Origin of the sequence: Streptosporangium vulgare, assembly GCF_042428775.1 — a bacterium.
GTDB lineage: Bacteria > Actinomycetota > Actinomycetes > Streptosporangiales > Streptosporangiaceae > Streptosporangium > Streptosporangium vulgare.
The window spans coordinates 117,823-138,023 of sequence record NZ_JBHMBS010000023.1 but is presented as its reverse complement, the minus strand read 5'-3'; the positions used below and the strand labels follow the sequence as shown (position 1 = coordinate 138,023).

Here is a 20,201-nt window from a genome sequence, read left to right as displayed (position 1 = left end):
GGCGGCGTTGAAGAACGTCGAGCCGACGTCGTTCACCCCGATCAACACCGAGCGGTTCGGCGGCTGCGGTCAGAGCTGCCGGCCCGCACCGCCCCCGTCGGACGACGAGGGCGACGAGGGCGGCATCGAGATCAACGGCCCCGACGACTCCGGCGGTTTCGACAGGCCCGGCTGGGACAACGGTCCCGGCGGCCGCGGCGGGAACGGCGGCGGCAACGGCCGTGGCGGCCAGAACCCCTTCGGTGAGGGCGACGGCTGACGGGAGCCACGGGAGCCAGGCCAGCGTCAGCGAGCGCTGGACCATGAGTTGCCGCACGGCCGGTTTTCGGTCGGCTTTTTCGGCCGTGCGGCACTCGTGGTCAGGTCAGATTTCTCCGCTGCGGACGCCCGCCAGGAAGTCGCCCCAGGCCGCGGGGGAGAAGGTCAGCATCGGGCCGTACGGGTCCTTGCTGTCGCGTACGGCGACGATGCCGGGCAGATCGGTGGCGACCTCCACAGTCGTCTCCGTTGGGGCCGCTGTAGCTACTTTTGATCCAGGTGAGGTCGAGATGGATGGATTCCATGATGCTCGCCTCTACTCAAAGTGATCAATGAGTTTGGCCAGGTATGTGGCGGAACCCTCCGCACTGAGTGCCGACGCACGCGCATGGTCGAATATGAGCGCATAACTACGCAACTCTTCTGCGGTCTCCAAGTACAGGTCGCTTATGGCCGTCTCCACGTCGACGAGGACGCGGTGCGTGACGGAGTGGACCGGCGCTTGCTCGGGCTACGCGTCGAAGCGGCGGCGGGAGTCCTCGATGTGGCCGAGGTAGCGGCTGGTCCAGTCGCACATGCCGTCAACCGTCTTCCGTAACGCCTGGCCCGACTCGACGAGGGTGTACTCGACCCGTGGCGGCACGGTGGGGTGCACCTTTCGCTCGACCAGGCCGTTGCGCTCCAGCATGCGCAGGTTCTGGGTGAGCATCTTGTGGCTGATGCCCTCGATCTCGTTCCGCAACTCGCCGAAACGCAGGGTGCGTTCCCCCAGGGTCTCGATGATCAGGAGCGCCCACTTGTTGGCGATGTCCGAGAAGATCTCCCGCGCCAGGGAGTCCGCGCGTGTCAGGTCCGCTTCCTGGGGCGAGCCGCTGAACTGCTTGGTCACCATGAGGTTCCCCAGTCACTGAAAAGTGCGTTCTTCCATGTCAGCGAACACTCTCCTATGGTTCCCAAGTAACCACAAGAGACCGGGAGCGCCTTGGATCGCTGGAAGCGGCGCCCAGTGGCTTTCCCGACGAGGGAGCGGACAACATGACCATCACCCTGGTGAACCCCGCCGGACTGCCGGAGATCGACGTCTACCGGCAGGTGTCGATCGCGACCGGGTCGAAGCTGGTCTTCATCGCCGGGCAGGTCGCCTGGGATGCCGAGGGGGTCACGGTCGGCGAAGGCGACCTCGCGGCTCAGGTCGAGCGGTGCTACCTCAACGTCGGAACGGCTCTGGCCGAGGTCGGTGCCTCCTTCCACGACGTGGCGAAACTGACCGTCTACGTCGTCGACTGGGCCCCCGACAAGATGCCGCTGTTCCTGGAGGGCGTCGCTCGGGCGGCCGCGAAGCTGGGGGTCACCCCGGTGGCCCCGGGTACGCTGCTGGGCGTCACGGCCCTGTCCGTGCCCGAGCATCTGGTCGAGGTCGAAGCCACCGCGATCATCGACTGAACGAAGGTTTCTCCGTGTGAGTTGAGGGTCAGGTACGGCGTTCGGCGCAGACGGTGCGTTCGGTGCGCATCGAGAGATCGTCGCGGCGCAGGATGCCGGCGAGGCCGTCCGTGTCGAGCAGCTGATCGAACTTCACCCTCGCCGAGCGCGGCGACCGGTTCGTCATGCTGTCGGGGCCGTCCGTGTCGAGCAGCCGGTCGCACTTCACCCTCGCCGAGCGCGGCGAGTTCTTCGGCCACGCGCTGATGACCACCGTCGAACGCCCCCCGGCCATTGAGGCCAACCGAGAAGCGGTATCCAGGCCACGCTTCCCAGCCGGTTCTCAATGGTGGTGTTCTCCTGCGGGGTCACGTCCTGCCGGGGGTGATCCCGTACCGCTGGAGCCGGTCGGCCTCGTCGCCGCGGCCCAGCTGTCTCAGCAGGCCGATCGCCCGGCGCAGGGCGCCCGGAAGGCCCAGTTCGGCGGCGCGCAGGTAGGCGAGGACGGCCCTGTCGGGGTGGCCGGTCTCGTGCAGCAGGACGGCGGTCCAGATCAGGGCGTCGGTGTCGCCCGCCTCGGTACGGGCGCCCAGCCAGGTGACGGCCTCCTCCGTCTCGCCGGTCTCGTACATCAGGTCGACGGCGTGGCCCAGGGCGTCGGTGTCGCCGGTCTCGGCGCGGGCCCGGAGCCAGGTGATCGCCTCTTCGGAACGGCCCAGCTGGTACATCAGGGTGGTGAACCGCCCGAGGGCGTTGACGTCGCCGGTCTCGGCGCGGCCTCGCAGCCAGGTGACCGCCTCCTCTGTCCGTTCGGTCTCCTGGAGCAGCTCGACCGCCTTCCACAGGGCGTCGGTGTCGCCGGTCTCGGCGCGGGCCCGGAGCCAGGTGATCGCCTCCTTGGCCCGCCCGGTCTCCTGGAGCAGCTCGATCATCCGCCACCCGGCGTCGGTGTCCCCGGCGTCGGCGGCGTGCCGGTAGGCGGCGAGGGCCTCCTCGGTCCGGCCCGTCTCCTGGAGCAGCTCGACCATCCGCCGGCCGTCACCGGTGTGCCCGGTCTCGGTGGCTCGCCGGTACGCGGCCAGGGCCTCCTCCAGGTGCCCCTCCCGGTGCAGCAGGGCGGCCATCGACCAGTGCGAACCGGCGTCTCCCGCCTCGGCGGCGCGCCGGTGGACGGCGATCGCCTCCGTGGTCCGCCCCGCCCTCTCCAGGAGGTGCGGCAGCAGGTCGAGGGCGAGGCGGTCGCCGGTCTCCGCGCGGGCGTACAGCCAGGTGATCGCCTCCCCGAACCGGTTGGACTCCCGCAGCAGCTCGACCGCCTCTTCGAGGGCGAGGCGGTCGCCGGTCTCGGCGCGGGCGATCAGCCGGGTGATCGCCTCCTCGATCTGTCCCGTCCGCTGGAGGAGGCCGATCGATCGCCAGTAGGCGTAGGTGTCGCCGGTCTCGGCGCGGGCGCTCAGCCAGGCGATCGCCTCCTCGGTCCGTCCCGTGTACTGGAGCAGCTCGACCGTCTTCGCGATCGCGCGATGGTCGCCCTTGTCCGCGCGGGGTCCCAGCCAGGTGATCGCCTCCTTGGCCCGCCCGGTCTCCTGGAGCAGCTCGACCGCCTCCCACAGGGCGCCGGTGTCACCCCTCTCGGAGCGGATCCGCAGCCAGGTGATCGCCTCCTCCGTCCGTCCCATCTCCCGCATCAGGGCGACGGCCTGCTTGAGGACTGGGCCGTCGCCGGTCCTCGCGGCGCGACGGCAGGCGGCGAGCGCCTCCTCCTCGCGGCCGGTCCTGTACAGCAGGGATGCCAGCCACTCCGGGGCGTCGACGTTCCCGGTCCTCGCGGCGCGCAGGTAGGCGGTGAGGGCCTCCCCATGGTGTCCCGCCCTGTCGAGGAGCGCCGCGGTCCAGACGGGAAGGCCGGCGTCGCCGAACCAGTCGTGGGCGTTCAGCCAGGTGAGCGCCTCCTTCACCCTTCCCTTGTCTCCCTTGTCTCCCTTGCTTCCCTGCTTCACGAGCAGGGCGATCGCCTCCCTCGGGGCGTCGGCGTTCCCCGCCTCCGCGGCACGCCGGTAGGCGGCGATCGCCCTCTCGTGGTGTCCGGCCCCCTTGAGGACGGCGGCGCTCCAGCCGAGGGTCCGGGCGTTGTCCTGCCCGCCGTGGACCCGCAGCCAGGTGAGCGCCTCCTCGGTACGTCCCGTCTCCCCGAGCAGGGCGATCGCGTGCTGAGGGGCGTCGGGGTCACCGGCCGTGGTGGCGGCCCCGTACAGCAGGAGGGCGTGGTGGTAGAGACCGCGGGCCCGAGCCTGGGCGGCGAGGCGCGGCAGTTCCTCGGGGTCGGCGTGGAAGACCAGCGCGTCCCACAGGGCCGCGGGAGCGGGACGTGTACGGCGCTCGGCGCGACCGAGCTGCTCCAGGTGGTCCGCCAGCCGGTAGCGGGGGTACGAGGACGGCTCGTCGTGGCGGGGACGGACGCGTATGAGGGGACCGTGAGCACCACAGGCGTAGGCCAGGGCCCGTTCGAACCAGTCCCGGGGCAGGGAGCCGTACTCGTAGTCGGTCAGGTAGTCGAACGCGGCGGTCTTCAGCAGGGCGTGCGGAAGGGCGGGGCCGTGCTCCGCGCGCCGGGCGTCCATGGCGGCCTCGATCACGGCCTTGGCCGGGGCGGGCGCGTTGCGGTAGCGCTCCACCATGCCGGGCACGCCGGTCAGGTACTGGGTGATCCGGCCGTCGCGGGTCCCGGCGTACGCGCGCTCCAGACGCGGATCGCCGCCCGCCGCGCCGCGTACCGCCTCCAGGGAGGCGCCGGCGAAATGGTCGGGGACGTGGATGGCCGCCCCGGTCACCAGTGCCCGTGCCTGGGTACGGGGGGCGGCGCCGCCGTTCGCGGGAGTCGCGGTGAGGGCGGCCCAGTATTCGGGCCAGAGGGTGCCCAGGACCAGCACCGGGCCGCGCTCAGGGTCGCTCACCAGGGCCCGCAGCCCGGCGGTGACGCGCTCGTCCAGGCCGTCGGCCGGGGCGAGCAGGTAGGACTGCGCCTCGTCGAGCCACACGACGGTCCGCGGCGCGAGGGAGCCCAGGGCGAGGGCGGTCGTCTCGGGACGGCCGTGATCACCCGGATGCCACAGCCGCCACCCGCCGGGCAGCAGCCGCACGGCCTCCCAGCAGGCCCGGGTCTTGCCGGTCGAAGAGTCGCCGACCAGCATCGCGACCGTGCTGCGTCCGGTCATCGCCCGCCGTACGGCGGCGGCCAGGCGGTCGTCGTGGGGGCGCGGCACGTAGGCGGGCAGGTCGGGCATTCCGGCGGCCTCCGCGCCCGCGTCGATCGCCCGGTGCACCCCCAGCGAGAACGGATCGGCCAGCGAGCGGATCGGCAGCCCGGCCGGTGAGACCAGGCGGGCCCTCCTCCACAGCTCGCGACCCCGGTCGGCGGCCCCGGCGGGATCTCGCCGGGCCAGACGGGCCAGTGTGGTGATGACGGCCGTCAGCTCGGCCTGGCTGGGAGGCGGTTCCGCCGCGGCCAGCATCCGGCGGACGGTCTCGCGTCCGGGGGCACCGGGGCCGGGGAGGTCGCCGGCGATTCCCTCGGCGATGTCGTCGAGAGTGGGGGCCCCGGCTTCCAGGTACAGCTCGTGCAGCAGGTCCCCGAGGTCACGGAGCGGTCCCTGAGGAGGCCGCGAGCGGATGAACAGGAGCGGTCGCCGCCGTACGTCGCCGCCCTTCTCGTCACCGTTGTTCATTTCTTCTCGCCACTCATCGCAACATCATCGCTCTCGATGGAGCCTGTGAAAGGTAGAAATCAGCAGTAATAAGGTGACAAATATGCTTCCGTCGTAAGCGAGGTCGGTTTCCCGATGGTGTGGTGCTCGCGGGACGTCTCTGGTCGCAGCTGTCGATGCGGAAAGGGGCCTTTCCGCTCATTGAACCGATAATAGGTATTTAGACGTTTTCAATGCATGTCCAGGGGATATTTCCGGGCTTGCCAAGCGAATCCGAAGGCCCCCGAACCCACCAGACCTGTCGGACAGGCCGAACCCGCCGAACAGGCAGAACCCGCCGATGGACCGGACCCACCGGATGAACCGGACTCGCCCAACGGATCGGATCCGCCGAACGGACCCGCTGACCGCATCGAACTGGCCGGACGGACCGGACTCGCCTAACGGTCCGGACCCGCCTAACGGACCGGACTGGCCGGATGAACCCGCTGACCGGACCTGACCCGCTGAACGGGCCGGTGCCCGCCGACGGGAAGTCCTGCCCGCCCCGCCTCCCCGTGCTGCTCCGCATTGCCCCGCACCGCACCGCACCGCTCTCGCACCGCACCGTGCCGCGTCACCGCGATCACCGTGATCACCGCGTAATGAAGTGGCGCCGGTCCATGAGCCCCTGTTTGGATGCGGGTCATGATTGACACCGAAGGCTCCGGGGCCCTGTTGGACCTGATCGAGCACTACTACGACGCGGTTCCGCGACGCGAGGCCAGGGTCGAGGACCACGGGCCGCTCACCCTGTTCGTACAGGAGGGCGCGGGGTGGCCCTTCTACGCGCGCCCGGCTTCCGGGTGGTCCGGCCCGGTGCGGGCCGGCGACGTGGCCAGGGTCCGAGACCGGCAGCGTGAGCTCGGGATTCCGGAGAGCTTCGAGTGGGTCGCCGAGACCACGCCCGCGCTCCGTGCCGCGGTCGAGGAGACGGGGCTCACGGTCCATGAGCACCCGCTGATGGTGCTCGGAACGGACGCCGCGCCGGTCGCGCCGGAAGCGGCGCCCGGGGATCCGGCGGTGCGGGTCCTGGGCGCCGACGATCCGGCACTGCCCTCCGCGCTGGTGGTTCCCCACCTCGCCTTCGCCGAGCCCGGCACCCGCGTCGGCGCGGCGGACACCGCGGACCTGGCGGAGGCGATCCTCGCCCGCACCGGTGACGGCTCCCTGGAAAGCGGCGCCGCACGGGTCCGGGCGGGGCTGACGGTGATCGCCGCGGCCGTCGAGGGCGACACGGCGCTGTGCGCGGGCCAGCACAACCAGGTCGGGGAGGTGAGCGAGATCGTCGGGGTCGGCACGCTGCCCGCCGCCCGCCGTCGCGGCCTCGCGCTCGCGGTCACCGCGGCGTTGATCGCCGACGCCCGCTCCAGGGGAGTGAAGACCGTCTTCCTGTCGGCGGGGGACGAGGATGTCGCCCGGATCTACGCCAGGCTCGGTTTTCGCCGCGTCGGCACGGCACTGATCGCCGAACCCGCCGGTTAGCGCTTCACCGGTCAGTGCTTCACCGGTCGGTGCCTCAGCGGCAAGCGCCTCACCGGTCGGTGTCTCCGCCGGTCGGGGTTTTCATCGGTGGCGGCCCCCAGGCTCAGAAACCCGGCGGCCGCATGACCCCGACGCCGAGACCGGCCGGAGGTCGGCCACCCGAGCCGGAAGTCCGGGAGAGCGATGCTCGGAGGGCTCCCGGTCCGAGCGGCCTCGATCACGCGGAGCCCGCGACGGAGACGAACCCGGAACCGGGCCGGTAGTTGGGAGACTGGTGCCGGAAGTAGGTGTTGTAGACCTGGCAGTAGTGACCACCGCGAGCCAGCAGCGTGCTGTGGTCGCCCTCCTCGACGATCCGGCCGTGATCGAGCACGATGATGCGGTCGACGTGCTCGATCGTGGACAGCCGGTGCGCGATGACGATGGAGGTGCGGTCGGCCAGCACCCGGTCCAGGCCCTCCTGGATCTGGGCCTCGGTCAGCGGGTCGATGCTGGCGGTGGCCTCGTCCAGGACCACGATCGCGGGATCCTGGATGAGCAGGCGGGCCAGCGCGACGAGCTGGCGCTGGCCCATGGACAGGGCGCGGCCGTGCTCGCCGACGTCGGTCCCCAGGCCGTCGGGCAGGGCGTCGATCCAGTCGCCCCCGCCGACCGCCGCGGCCGCGGCGAGCACCTCCTCGTCGCCCGCCTCCGGCCTCGGGTAGCGGATGTTGTCTGCGACGGTGCCGCTGAACAGGAACGGGACCTGCGGCACCGCGCCGATCTGCCGCCGGTATCCGGTCAGGTCAAGGGTGCGGACGTCACGGTCGTCGATCAGCAACCGGCCGTCCTGGAACTCGTAGAACCGGGTGATCAGCTTGCTGAGCGTCGACTTGCCCGCCCCGGTGTGGCCGACCAGCGCGACGCTCTCGCCCGCCTCGACGGTGAGGTCGAAATTACGCAGCACGGGGCTCCCGGCCTCGTAGCCGAACGTGAGGTCGCGGAACTCGATGCGGCCCGCCAGCCTGCCGACCGGCTGAGGGTCGGTCTGCACGACCCGGGGAGGCGCGTCGATCAGGGCGAAGACCCGTTCCGACGCGGACAGGCCCTGCTGGAACTGGGACCAGAACGCGGCGATGGAGGTGAGCGGGAACCAGAAGAGCGAGACGCCCTGGAGGAAGAGGAACCAGTCGCCGCTGGACAGACCGCCGCCGAGCACGGTGGTGCCGCCCAGCTGGACGAGCATGACCGTGGCCAGCCCGGCGACGAGGAAGAGCACGGGGAAGATGCCGGAGAAGACGAACCCCTGCCTGAGCGTCACCTGGTAGCTCTGCCGGTTGATCGGCCGGAACTCGTCGTAGACCCGCTGCTCCTGACGGAAGTTCTTGGCGACGGTGATCCCGCCCATGGTCTCCTGCAGGGTGGCGTTCACCCGGCTCAGGGAGCGTTGCGCCCTGCGGGTGCTGCTCCGGGCGACCCGCCGGAACAGCAGGGCGATGCCCATCACGATCGGCGCCACGAGCAGGGTGAGCAGGGCGAGCTCGACGCTGCGCAGGAAGAGCAGGATCGTGACGAAGCCAACCATCAGCACCTGGCTGATCAGGTCCATCGTCAGGGTGGAGACGGTGGCGAAGTCGTCGGTGTCGGAGGTGACCCGGCTGACGATCTTTCCTGACGGGGTCTCGTCGTAGAACGACAGGTCACGCTCCAGCACGGCGTCGAACGCGTCCTGGCGGAGATGCAGGACGACGTCGCCGGTGACCTTCGCGCTCTGCCACTGGCGGACGAAGTTGAACAGCCAGCCGAGCACCCCGGCGAGCAGCAGACCGGCGGTGAGCTGCCAGCCCACGTCGGCGATCGTGCCGTCCTCGATCCCGTCCACACCCCAGCTGACCAGCAACGGCATCGCCGCCTGGCTCAGTGAGAACAGCACGATCATGACCGCGACCAGGATCATCGACCCCAGCTTCGGCCGGAAGTAGGACAGGATCCGGCGAAGGAGGTCACGATCGCCGTAGGTGCGGTCGTAGTCCTCGGCGTCGAGGCCGTCCATGATGAAGCCCATCAGCTCTGCGCTCCCTGCTCGCCCGCGAGGACCACGGCCGGGTCGGTGGTGGTGCCGGCCACGGCGCCGCCGGCCACGTCGACCTCGTCGACCTCGTCGTAATGGGAGAAGATCCGCCGGTAGAGGCGACTCCGGGTGAGCAGCTCGTCGTGCGTGCCGTAGTCGACCAGCTCGCCCCGGCGGAGCAGCAGGACCTTGTCCGCCCAGCGGATCTGGGAGAGCCGATGGGTGATCAGGAAGGTGGTGCGCCCGTCGAGAACGCGGCCGATGGCCTGCTGGATCCTGTCTTCGGTGGCGGAGTCGATCGCACTCGTCGAGTCGTCGAGCACGAGGATCGCCGGATCCGTCAGCAGGGCCCGCGCGATGGCCAGGCGCTGGCGCTGGCCGCCGGAGAGGGTGACGCCGCGCTCACCGATGACCGTGTCGTAGCCGTCGTCGAGCTCGCCGATGAAGTCGGCCGCCTGGGCCTCCTCGGCGGCCCGGACGACGGCGTCCCGCTCCGCCCGCTGGCCCAGCCCGAAGGCGATGTTCTCGGCGACCGACCGGGAGAACAGCACGATGTCCTGCTCGATGGTGGAGATCTGGGAGCGCAGCGAGTCGAGGTCCCACTCGCGGACGTCCACGCCGTCGACCAGGATCCGGCCCGCGGTGACGTCGTAGATCCGGGGGACCAGCTTCGCCAGGGTGCTCTTGCCCGAGCCGGTCTCGCCGACGATCGCCACGGTCTCGCCCGGCCGTACGGTGAACGTCACCCCGCGCAGCACCGGGTCGTCCTCCCCGTAGCCGAACGTCACGTCCTCGAAGACGATCTCCCCGCTGATCGGCGCGGCGTGGCCGTCGGCGCGCTGCCCGAGCTCGGTCTCGGTGTTCATGATGCTCAGGATCCGGCGGGAGGACACGATGCCGATCTGGACCAGCGAGAAGGTGAAGATCGAGATGTTGGTCGGGAAACCCAGCATGGCCACCAGGCCCATGAAGGCGACCAGGTCGCCGATCGTGATGGCACCCGCGGCGTGCAGGTAGAGGCCGTGCCAGAGAGAACCGGCCATCGCGAAGGCGAAGAGCAGGGTCGGCAGGTAGCGGGCCTGGACCAGGCCGTTCTGGGTGAAGGAGTCGCGGTAGCGCCGCGCCACGGTCCTGAACCGCCGCCGCTCCTGCTCCTCCTGAGCGGTCACCTTGATGACCTCGATGCCGCGGACGGCCTCGTTCAGCCCGGCGTTGAGATCGCCGAACTGCTCCCGCATGCGGGTCGCCACGGGGTTGAGCCGTCCCATGTAGTGCCGGAGCGCGACGACGAAGGCGACCGCGAAGACGCCGGGCACCAGCAGCAGCCGCGGATCGATCGCGACGATGAAGACCAGGGGCACGAGGCCGGTCAGGCCGGAGTCGACGATCAGGTCGACTCCCGGGCTGATCATGGTGGAGAGCTGCCGGATGTCGTTGGCCGCCCGCGCCATCAGGTCGCCGACCCGCTGCCTGTTGTGGAAGGTCTGGCTCTTGCCGAGCAGGCTGACGTAGAGCTCGTCCCTGGCGTCCCGCTCCAGCCGCTTGGCCAGCACCTCGCTGGCCAGCCGCGCGACGACGTCGAAGGCGCCACGGGCCAGCACGACCGCGAGCAGCACCAGCGAGATCGCGCCCAGTGCCCGTGCCCCGCCGCCGTCCTTGCCCAGCACGGCGTCGAAGGCCGCGCCGGTGAGCCCGGGGACCATGGCGTTGAGCACGACCATGATCAGCGATGCGCCGAGGAATCCGGTCAGCTGGAGCGGATGGCGGCGAACATGGGACCAGAGCCAGCGCACCGGACCCCGCCTGTCGTGCGGGCGGCCGGATACGGAGAACTCCGAACTGCTGGTGACCACGAGCTCGCCCCCGAGCGGATCGATGATGGGATCGAACTTGTTTTCTACCACCGGGCACCGACCGTTTCCCATCGCATTTTCCGGCCCGGCCCCCGCCCGGCCCGGCCCGGCCCCCGCCCTGCCAGGCCCATGCCCCGACCCGCGTCAGGACCCGGCTCGCTCGGCACCCGGAGCCGAGGAGATCCGGCACCCGGAGCCGGAGGACTCGGCACCTGAGTTCGGGGAGAGAGGAGTGCGGAACCGGCGGCCATTCCCGATATCGGGATGCCTGGTCAGGAAACCGGCGTGTACCCCGCGCGGGGAACTCCGGAGGGAAATCGTCGTGGGGCACGTTGAGGTCGGTCAGCCCACTTACAGGCCATGGCCCCCATGAACTCCGGCGCTTCGATCCCCGGTTCCCGGAGTTGAACGTCTCCGGAGCCGTCGCGGATCACCGAATGGAAGAGCCGGTGCATGCTGATCGTCTCGGCGTCGTCCAACCCCACACGGGTGATCATGCTGTACGAGGCCAACACCCCCGATGCCTCCACCACGTGGACTACGCCATCGAGGCATGGCGGGTACAAACCACTCGCAGCGGAACGCCTGTGACCGGCGATCGGTGCGAGGAGTCGGGCTACCACCCGCAGAGCACCGCCGCGCCGACCCACCGGGAAGGGGGCGGCTGAGAACCGGGTGACGGAGAGACTTCGTCGGTCGCGACAAGGATCGACGTGGCGCCTCCCGGCGGGCTCCGGTGTACCGGGTCACCGCCGGGAGGCGCTGGGTCAGTTCGTCACCTGGAGGTCACTGCCAGGTGTCCAGGCGGCAGCCGTCGGTGGTCTTGCCGTTGTTGCAGTGGTTGAGCTGGAGGGCGTCGAGCTGGTAGACGAAGGTCTGGCCGGCGGGGCTGACCACCGAGATCTGGACGCCGGTCGCTCCGGTCGGGGCGGTCGCCCTGTGCCGGTATTCCGTCCAGGTGCTGGTCAGCGCGGTGGTCGGACCGTCACTGGTGGAGATCAGGGCATTGGACGAGTCGTACCACGACAGGCGCAGTTTCACGTTGCCGGAGGTGGCGGTGGTCATCTTGGCGAAGAACTTGTAGGTCTGGCCGGCGGTCACCGCGGGTTTGCGGGTGACCGATACGACACCGTCGGCGTACGACTGCACGTTCATGGTGAGCGACCGGCGGCCGTCGTAGTGCTTGGCCGAGATCTGTGACGTCGGGCCGGGCGGGGTCACCTGGATCCAGCCGCCGCCCGAGACGCTGAACCCGGTCGGGGTGGCGTACGGCGCGTCGGCCTCGACGGTGCGTTCCTGCGCGGTCAGCAGGTCGTTGCTGTAGCCGATGTCGCAGCAGGTGGGGGTGGTGAAGTAGGGCCAGGCCGCGACGTTCACCTTGCGGGTGTCACTGGCCTCGTTGCCGGTGTAGAAGGTCGCCGTGGTCTCGCTCGGGTCGTAGTAGTTGTTGAAGTCATGGTCCAGCTGCCAGTCGTAGGTCTGGCTGGACATGACGTCGGGATAGCTGAGGTGGTCGATGGTCTCGGTGACCTTGGGATGGTCCACGTAGAAACCGTCCGCGCCGAGGTGGATCAGTTCGTGCAGCAGGGTGGCGCTGGACCATTCGTCGGCGGTCGCCGCGCACGTCGTCGTGCACCAAGCGGTCGCGGTCCCGTTGAAGTCCTCGAACACCACGTACTTGCGGTTGGCGTTGTCGTATCCCGCCGCGCCGAGATCATCGGTGATCTTGTCCACCGTGGTCTCGCCGCCGATCACGCCGGCCTCGATCTTCTCCGGTATCACCAGCGCGCGGGCGTAACCGGAGTAGGTGCTGGTGTCGTAGCCGGTGCGGCAGCTCAGCTTCAGGTGCTGGTCGTAGTTGGTGGACTCGTCCAGCTCCAGGTCCATCCGGTCGACCAGCTTGGCGATCTGCTCGACGTGGGTCTCGTAGTTGTTCCCGCCGCCGTCGTGCCAGGCGTAGATCACCTGGATGGCCGGGGTGCTCCCGCTCGCGTCCTTGGGGTCGGACAGCGTCGTGGTGCAGCCACGCTTGGGCACGTCGGCGTCCACCGGCAGTGCGTACGGACCGGTGGGTTCGTTGATGTACGGCGGCGCGAATGCGGCCACCGGACTCGCCATCGCCAGAACGACGAGTCCCCCCGCGGCGATCGCCGACATGATGCGACGCAGTTTCAGCGACAAAGGTGCTCCTCCCGTTGAGAACCCATGATCGGGAGAGTAATCAGCGCCACTGACGAAACAAATACCTCATTGCAAACATTTTCGGACTAGTGAATAAACGTACAGTCTTGCCCGGGTATCGGGTTTGCCATAACCAAAAGTGTAATACCGATAATGGTTCCGGTTGATCATCTTTTTCTGCCAAAAATCGCGACAGGGCACCTTGGATGGATTTAATTACTTATGTCCGCAAAAAGGATGGTTTGTGCATTTTGTGCCGCTGTGGCGGGCGGGCCAGATGGCGGTGTCCCCGGGATGCCGGAGGCATACGGCCGGTCGACGCGGAAGTGGCCTCGGGAAGAGTTCATCAGCTCACGAGCGCTGGGGCGATCCGCTCGCCGTGGGCATGACGACCGGATCGCCAGGCCGTACCGGCTGGAATCGGGATGCCGGACCTGAAAACGGCATGTAGCCTGCGCGGGGACTTGGAAAGAGGGAATCGCGGTGGCACATGTTGAGGTTGGTCATCTGACATACGTTCTGCCGGATGGGCGGCCGTTGCTGGACGACGTGTCCTTCCGGGTCGGCGAAGGGGTCAAGGCGGCACTCGTCGGGCCCAACGGGGCGGGCAAGACGACCCTGATGCGGCTGATCGCGGGCGACCTGCAGCCGGTCGACGGGAGCGTCGCCAGCTCGGGCGGCCTGGGCATCATGCGGCAGTTCATCGGCAGCATCCGCGACGGCAGGTCCGTGCACGACCTGCTGGTCAGCGTCGCCCCGGGGCGCGTGCGGGAGGCGGCCGCGCGACTCGACGCCGCCGAGTTGGTGATGATGGAGCGCGAGGACGAGAAGGCGCAGATGCGCTACGCGCAGGCCATCACCGACTACACCGACGCGGGCGGCTACGACATCGAGGTGCTCTGGGACACCTGCGCCATGGCCGCCCTCGGCATGCCGTACGACGACTGCAAATACCGCGAGGTCAACACGCTGTCGGGCGGTGAGCAGAAGCGGCTGGTGCTGGAGGCGCTGCTGCGGGGGCCCGACCAGACGCTGCTGCTCGACGAGCCGGACAACTACCTGGACGTGCCGGGCAAGCTCTGGCTGGAGCGGGCGCTGCGCGAGACGGCCAAGACGGTGCTGCTGGTCAGCCACGACAGGGAGCTCCTGGCCAACGCGGCCGACCGGATCATCACCGTCGAGTCGGGCAACATCTGGGTCCACGGCGGGGGTTTCCGCTCGTACGCGCAGGCGCGCAGGGAGCGCAACGAGCGCCTCGACGAGCTGAAGAAGCGCTGGGACGAGGAGCACGCCAAGATCAAGCGCCTGGTCCTCATGCTGAAGCAGAAGGCCAAGTACATGGACACCATGGCCGCCGCCTACCACTCGGCCCAGACCCGGCTGCGCAGGTTCGAGGAGGCCGGGCCGCCGGAGGCGGCGCCCAAGGAGCAGTTCATCAGCATGCGGCTCAAGGGCGGCCGGACCGCCAAGCGGGCGGTGATCTGCGAGAAGCTGGAGCTCACCGGCCTGATGAAGCCGTTCGACCTGGAGATCTGGTACGGCGAGCGGGTCGCGGTGCTGGGGTCCAACGGCTCGGGCAAGTCACACTTCCTGCGCCTGATCGCCGGAGAGGAGGTCCGGCACACCGGCGTGGCCAGGCTCGGCGCCCGGGTCGTCCCCGGCCACTTCGCCCAGACGCACGCCCGTCCCGAGCTCATCGGCCGGACGCCCTGCGAGATCGTGATGACCGAGCACGCCCGGCTCAAGAACGAGGCGATGAAGGTGCTGTCCCGCTACGAGCTGGCCGGGACCATCGCCGAGCAGCGCTTCGAGACGCTGTCCGGCGGCCAGCAGGCCCGGTTGCAGATCCTGCTGCTCGAACTGTCGGGCACCACCCTGCTGCTGCTGGACGAGCCGACCGACAACCTCGACCTGGCCAGCGCCGAGGCTCTCCAGGAGGGGCTGGACGCCTTCGACGGGACCGTGGTCGCCGTCACCCACGACCGCTGGTTCGCCGATGACTTCGACCGGTATCTGGTCTTCGGCGCGGATGGGAAGGTCTACGAATCATCCGAACCGGTATGGGATGAGGCCAGGGTTGTCCGGCAGAGGTAAAGACTCAGGCCGTTTCCGGCGTGTCCAGGTGGGCGGGAGCCCGTAACCGGTTATCACGGCTAGGTGACGCACAGCACCCGAATCGTTGGCGCCCTCGCCCTCCTTCTGCTCGTCGGATGCGCCGGATGCACCGACGACGAGGAGACGAAGCAGGCCGCCGCGCTCCAGCCGATCGCGGTCAGGGAGCAGGCCTCGTCCATCATCAAGGGCGATGATGGATACGTGGTGAACTGGGCCGGAGTGCTCGCCAACACCAACCCGTGGCACTTCGGCGAGAACGTCGTGGCCACCGTGGTGGCCAAGAACTCCGAGGGCAAGGAGGTCGTCCGGCTGGAACAGCCGCTGGACGCCGTGCCCCCGGCCGGGACGCTCCCCTTCACCGGCCAGGTGGTGACCCAGGAGAAGCCCGCCGCCGTGAGCATCGCGTACCGCCCGGCGCACTGGCACCTGGCGGGCAGGATCGTCTCGGCCTTCCAGCCCTTCCCGGTTCGCGAGGTGCTGACCGACCGCACGGCCGACGGCGACTATCTCGTCACCGGCTACGTCGGCACCCCGTACGTGATACCGGCCCGCAGCCTGGCCGTCACCGCGCTCCTGCGCGACAAGCGGGGCAAGCTGCTCGGTGGCGGGAGCACGTTCGTGGACAACGTCCAGGCGGGCCAGAAGCGGCGGTTCATCCTGCAGATCAAGAGCGTCGAGAACACCGGCGACATCGCCTCGGCCGAGGTGACCGCGCGCACCTGGGGATCGAGCAGCCGTCCCTTCGAGCAGCTCGCCCTCGGCGGTTCGCTGCCCCTGAACACGGTCAAGCCGAAGATGCCGCCGTTCGACAAGGACCGGGGCAGGCAGGCGCCCCTGGCGGGCGCCGTCCGCCCGTGACCGCCGATCCGTGATGGTTCGTCCGTGCTTGTTCGTACGTGATCAACCGCCGGTGGTCGTCCGCCGTTGACCATCGGCCGTTGACCGTTGACCGTCGGCCCGTGATCCTCCGCCCGCGACCGTCGCCGTCGGTCCGTGGTCGACCGGCCGTGGCCGCCCGTCCGCGGCGGAGGTCCTTCCTCGATGTACCAATAGGCGCGATTAATTCGATTAAATGGCCATTCATCAATATTTATGATTGCTATTAGTGGCGGGTTTTCGCTCTATTCGTTGACGCGATGAAGACAATCGGAGCCACCGCCCCCGAATCGCTGGAATTTCCGGTTACCCAGCGTTTACCTTCGATTGCATGACTGACAGTGTCCTGGTCGCGGCGTTGTGCGCGAGGAATCCCAGAGCCCTCGCCGATCTCTACGACTCATACGCGGAAAGCGTCTACCGATACTGCCGTTCAATGCTCGCCACCTCCGAGGCCGCGGAGTCGGCGCTCCTCGGCACCTTCATCGTCGCCGAGGCCCATGTTCACGCGCTCGCCGACTCCCGTCGGCTGGAGGCGTGGCTGTACGCACTCGCTCGGGGGGAGTGCGTACGGCGTCATCTCGCCGAGGGGCCCGACCCGCTGGTCCCCGCCCCGGCGGTTCCCGTCCCGGTGGTCACCGCAGGGGGCGACGCGGACCTGCGGGTGATGGCGTGGAACGCCACCCGGAGCCTGTCGCCCGAAGACCGTGAGGTTCTCGACCTGAGCTGCCGCCACGGCTTCGGGCCCATCGACCTCGCCGCGGTCCTGGGCGTCACCCCCAAGGTCGCCGGCGCGCTGTACGAGTCGGCGAGGGAGCGCCTGCGTGACGTCGTCACCGCGGAGGTCCTCGTCCGCAAGGGGCCGTACGACTGCGCGAGCCGGGCCCGGATGCTCACCGGGTTCACCGGCGAACTCACGCCGGAGGTGCGCGAGCGGGTCATCCGCCACGTGAACCGCTGCGACACCTGCGCCCCGCACCGGGTCAGGCAGGTCTCCGCGGCCAAGGTCTTCGACCTGCTCCCCCTGGTCACGCTCCCGCCCACGCTGCGCGCGTGGGTGATGAGCTACTTCACCGACCCCGAGCGGGTCCCCTACCGGCGCGACGTCGCCCACCTGGCCGGTCCTCTCGACGATGCCGGGTTCCCCGTCGGCAGGAGGCGCGGCGGACGCCGTCGGCCCTACGCGCTGGCCGGTGCGGCCGCCGCGGTCGCCGCGGCGGCGGCGCTGGCCCTGTTCCTCACCCAGACCGTGGCCGACCCGGGAGACGCGGGTCCCGGCGTCGCCTCGGGCACGTTCCCGGTGGTGGCGGACCCTCCGGACACCCGGACACCCGGGGAGTTCCGGCGGGGAGGCGCGTCCGCGCCGCTGGAGTCCGTCGGGGAGGGGGTGGCCGTCGAGCGGGTCGGTTCGCTCGGGATGACGGCGCCGGTCAGTGCCACCGGACCCGCCTTCGGGGACGAGCGGGCGGGAACACCGGGCCCGACCGGTCCCCTGACAGAAGACTCGCCCCGGCGACCGGGTGACGGATCGTCCGGCGACGGACCGGCCGATCCCGCCCGTGAAGGATCTTCGGGTGAGGAGTCGGCCGACCGGCCGGCCGCTCCGGCGGAGAGCCCGGCCCAGCCGTCCCCGCCCGCGTCACCGGTGCCGCCCGTGCCGCCGGGGTCTTCCGGGGTCGGCGCGCCGTACAGGTCTCATCCGTCCCGTGACCACCACGGACACTCCTCCCGTCGCTGCGGGCTCACCCACCGGCCGGCGGATCCGGTGCCCCCGCAGGCGGATCAGGGCTCCCCTCAGGCGGATCCGCCTGAGGGAAGCCCCCGGCCCCCTCGCGCGGATCCCGGGGCCCCGCGGGCGAACCCCCGGCCGCCGTACGCCGATCCGCGACGCCCGCGGGCGAACCCCGGCCACCCGAGGTCCGGTCCACGGCAGGTCCCCGACGATTCCCGGCCGGCCCCCGCCGGACCGAGGCGGACCCCGGACGAGGCGGGTCACGGGGCGAGCCGGGATGACCAGGGCCCGGCACGGATCCCGAACCGCTCGGGTCCCGGACGGACCCCGGGCGGTTCGGGCCCCGGACGGGCTTCCGACAGCTCGGGTCCCGGACGGACCCCGGACAACTCGGGTCCCGGTCGGGCTTCCGACAGTCCGGGTCCCGGGCGGTCCCCGGGCGGAACGAGCCGGGGGCGGTCCTCGGACGGCGCGGGCCAGGGGCGGTCCTCGGGTGATTCAGGTCAGGGGCCGTCTTCGGTAGGTCAGGAGCGACCCTCGGGAGGTTCCCCGTCGGATCCCACCGGTACGAATCCCGTCACACCGCCCTCGCGGCCGGAGCCTCCCGCCCCCTCCGGGTCGGCTGCCACACCGGCCTGACGGATCTGACCGGCTTCACCGGTTCGCCACCGCTTCCCTTTCCTCCGGACACAGCCCCCTTCCCCCGGACACAGCCCTCGCTTTCCCTGGACAGTCCTCGCCTCCCCTTTCCCCGGACTCTCACCTTTCCCGCTCTTCGGTCCTGCTTTCTCCGGCCCCTGCTCGCGGCCCGCCCCTGACCTCCGCCGGGCGGGCCGTACGGACGTCCGGGGAGAAAACCGTCGCGCACTCCTCGCGCGGGCGACCAGGTGTGGGATACGGGGACCGAGGACCCTGCCGACGGGGGTATTGTGACGGGCGTTGACCACGGTGTGTGAGTGGCATGTGTGCGGAGAGTGACTGACGGGAATGTTGAGGTAGGCCGCCGCCTGGCACGCGGCGACGCGCCGCGTCGTGCGGTGAGACCGCGACACGTGGTGAGACCGCGACACGCGGTGTTCAAGGTGACTCCGGGGGGAGACGCATGCATTCAGTCAGACGGCGCCGTCATGCCGCCGCGGTGGCGGGCCTCGCCTGTTGCCTGATCGCCGGGCCGGGGCTCCCCGCCGGCGCTGTTCCCGGCCGGCCGGGACCGGCCGGCGACGCCGCGCCGGGCGGCGTGTCGGGACCGTCGGCCGACGAGGTCGCCGACGCGCGGGCGCTGGCCCGCGAGCGCGGTGAGAGGCTCGGCTCGACCACGGTCCTGGTCGCCGAGGCGCAGGCCAGGTTGCAGGAGCTGGTCGCCCAGGCGGAGCGGCTCGTCGAGTCGTACAACGGGGAGCTGGTCAAGACGGCTCGCGTCAAGAAGCTCGCCGAGCAGGCGGCCGAGCGGGCCAGGACGGCGGGCTCCGAGGTCGGGGAGGCACGGGAGGCGGTGGCCGCGATCACCGTCCAGAACTACGGCGGGCTGGACATCGCCCAGCCCATGATGGCCATGATGACCGACAGCGGCGGCCCCACCGACGACGGTTACCTGCGCAGGGCCAGCATCCTGGCCCACATGGGCGGAGGGCAGGCGGAGACGCTCAAGCAGCTACGGGAGGCCCAGGAGGTCTTCGCCATCCTCCAGGCACAGGCCGACGACGCCTACGCCGTGCAGCGGGAGGCGCAGGCGAGGGCCGAGGAGGCGAAGCTCGCGGCCGAGGAGGCCGTCGCCAGGCAGGTCGACGAGACCCGGCGGATCGAGGAGGAGCAGGCCCGGCTGGAGAAGCTGGCCGAAGAGGCCCGGGGCGCCGCCGACCTGCTCGCCAGGAAGCGCGAGGCGGCCCTGGAGCAGGCCAGGATCGCCAGGGAGAACGCAGAGCGCGCTCGATACCAGGCGGCCGCGGCGCGCCGCGAGGCAGCGCGGACGGCGGTGGCCTCGGGAGAGCCCGCGTCGCGCTGGGCGGTCGACATGACGGCCGGTTCCGCCAGGGGCGACATCGCCGCCGACTGGGCGCTCACCCAGCTCGACAAGCCGTACGTGTGGGCGGCCGCCGGACCGGCGGCCTACGACTGCTCGGGGCTGACCATGCGGGCCTGGGAACGGGTCGGGGTCGTCATGGACCACTGGACCGGCACCCAGTGGACCGCGGGCCCGCACGTGCGGCTCAGCGAGCTTCAGCGGGGCGACCTGCTCTTCTACGGGCAGATCACCCAGAACCCCGGCGACATCCACCATGTGGGGATCTACATCGGCCGGGGGCTGATGGTGCACGCCCCGCAGACGGGGGACGTGATCAGGGTCGCGCCGATGTGGCGCAGCGACCTCGTCGGCGCGACCCGTCCCGCGTGATGACCGGTCAGAGAACGACCTGCCGAAGAACGACCGCCCAGCGAACGACCGGTCAGACAACCTGCCGAAGAACGATCGTCCGGAAGATGGCCGG

At 70.2% G+C, this 20,201-nt stretch carries 13 protein-coding genes and 1 pseudogene; 7 read left to right on the top strand and 7 right to left on the bottom strand.

What is annotated here, in order from left to right:
* Positions 1-259 (top strand): annotated as a pseudogene (locus ACFFRH_RS34085) (hypothetical protein); the annotation flags it as partial.
* 105 nt (positions 260-364) lie between these two features.
* On the opposite strand, the gene ACFFRH_RS34080 reads toward ACFFRH_RS34085, so the two are convergent.
* Both ACFFRH_RS34080 and ACFFRH_RS34075 read right to left on the bottom strand, forming a co-directional pair.
* Positions 365-496 (bottom strand): DUF397 domain-containing protein, encoded by a 132-nt coding sequence (locus ACFFRH_RS34080; RefSeq protein ID WP_344750107.1) that lies wholly within the window; start codon positions 494-496, stop codon positions 365-367.
* A 273-nt stretch (positions 497-769) separates the two neighbouring features.
* On the bottom strand, positions 770-1,150 hold the full coding sequence (locus ACFFRH_RS34075; RefSeq protein ID WP_344750108.1) for a winged helix-turn-helix transcriptional regulator: 381 nt from the start codon (positions 1,148-1,150) through the stop codon (positions 770-772).
* 143 nt (positions 1,151-1,293) lie between these two features.
* Here ACFFRH_RS34075 and ACFFRH_RS34070 point away from each other — a divergent pair, with 143 nt between their 5' ends.
* Positions 1,294-1,701, top strand: coding sequence for a RidA family protein (locus tag ACFFRH_RS34070; protein ID WP_344750109.1), 408 nt, complete (start codon positions 1,294-1,296; stop codon positions 1,699-1,701).
* 28 nt (positions 1,702-1,729) lie between these two features.
* Here the strand turns inward: ACFFRH_RS34070 and ACFFRH_RS34065 are convergent, their stop codons facing one another.
* Together ACFFRH_RS34065 and ACFFRH_RS34060 are read right to left on the bottom strand one after the other, a co-directional pair.
* Positions 1,730-1,954, bottom strand: a complete 225-nt coding sequence (locus ACFFRH_RS34065) for a hypothetical protein (RefSeq protein WP_344750110.1) — start codon at positions 1,952-1,954, stop codon at positions 1,730-1,732.
* Positions 1,955-2,048: 94 nt separating this feature from the next.
* Positions 2,049-5,405, bottom strand: a complete 3,357-nt coding sequence (locus tag ACFFRH_RS34060; RefSeq protein ID WP_344750111.1) for a tetratricopeptide repeat protein — start codon at positions 5,403-5,405, stop codon at positions 2,049-2,051.
* 666 nt (positions 5,406-6,071) lie between these two features.
* Between ACFFRH_RS34060 and ACFFRH_RS34055 the strand changes: the two genes are divergently transcribed.
* Complete coding sequence (locus ACFFRH_RS34055) at positions 6,072-6,908, top strand: GNAT family N-acetyltransferase (RefSeq protein ID WP_344750112.1); 837 nt, start codon at positions 6,072-6,074, stop codon at positions 6,906-6,908.
* 217 nt (positions 6,909-7,125) lie between these two features.
* On the opposite strand, the gene ACFFRH_RS34050 is transcribed toward ACFFRH_RS34055, so the two are convergent.
* The 3 genes from ACFFRH_RS34050 to ACFFRH_RS34040 all read right to left on the bottom strand — a co-directional run bounded on the left by ACFFRH_RS34050 (position 7,126) and on the right by ACFFRH_RS34040 (position 12,992).
* Complete coding sequence (locus ACFFRH_RS34050; protein WP_344750113.1) at positions 7,126-8,952, bottom strand: ABC transporter ATP-binding protein; 1,827 nt, start codon at positions 8,950-8,952, stop codon at positions 7,126-7,128.
* On the bottom strand, positions 8,952-10,862 hold the full coding sequence (locus ACFFRH_RS34045) for an ABC transporter ATP-binding protein (protein ID WP_344750114.1): 1,911 nt from the start codon (positions 10,860-10,862) through the stop codon (positions 8,952-8,954). Before ACFFRH_RS34045 ends, ACFFRH_RS34050 begins: the two co-directional genes overlap by 1 nt.
* A 735-nt stretch (positions 10,863-11,597) precedes the next feature.
* Positions 11,598-12,992 carry a carbohydrate binding domain-containing protein gene (locus tag ACFFRH_RS34040; RefSeq protein ID WP_344750115.1) on the bottom strand — a complete coding sequence of 465 codons (1,395 nt, stop codon included), beginning with the start codon at positions 12,990-12,992 and terminating at the stop codon, positions 11,598-11,600.
* Positions 12,993-13,475: 483 nt separating this feature from the next.
* Between ACFFRH_RS34040 and ACFFRH_RS34035 the strand changes: the two genes are divergently transcribed.
* The 4 genes from ACFFRH_RS34035 (at position 13,476) to ACFFRH_RS34020 (ending at position 20,107) form a co-directional block, all read left to right on the top strand.
* Entirely contained in the window at positions 13,476-15,086 is a 1,611-nt protein-coding gene (locus tag ACFFRH_RS34035; RefSeq protein WP_344750116.1) for an ABC-F family ATP-binding cassette domain-containing protein, read from the top strand.
* A 63-nt stretch (positions 15,087-15,149) separates the two neighbouring features.
* Positions 15,150-15,965: a hypothetical protein gene (locus ACFFRH_RS34030; protein WP_344750117.1), complete on the top strand. Its 816-nt coding sequence runs from the start codon at positions 15,150-15,152 to the stop codon at positions 15,963-15,965.
* A gap of 349 nt (positions 15,966-16,314) precedes the next feature.
* Complete coding sequence (locus tag ACFFRH_RS34025; protein WP_386161501.1) at positions 16,315-18,354, top strand: hypothetical protein; 2,040 nt, start codon at positions 16,315-16,317, stop codon at positions 18,352-18,354.
* 463 nt (positions 18,355-18,817) lie between these two features.
* Positions 18,818-20,107 carry a C40 family peptidase gene (locus ACFFRH_RS34020; RefSeq protein ID WP_386161499.1) on the top strand — a complete coding sequence of 430 codons (1,290 nt, stop codon included), beginning with the start codon at positions 18,818-18,820 and terminating at the stop codon, positions 20,105-20,107.
* Positions 20,108-20,201 lie beyond the last annotated feature (94 nt).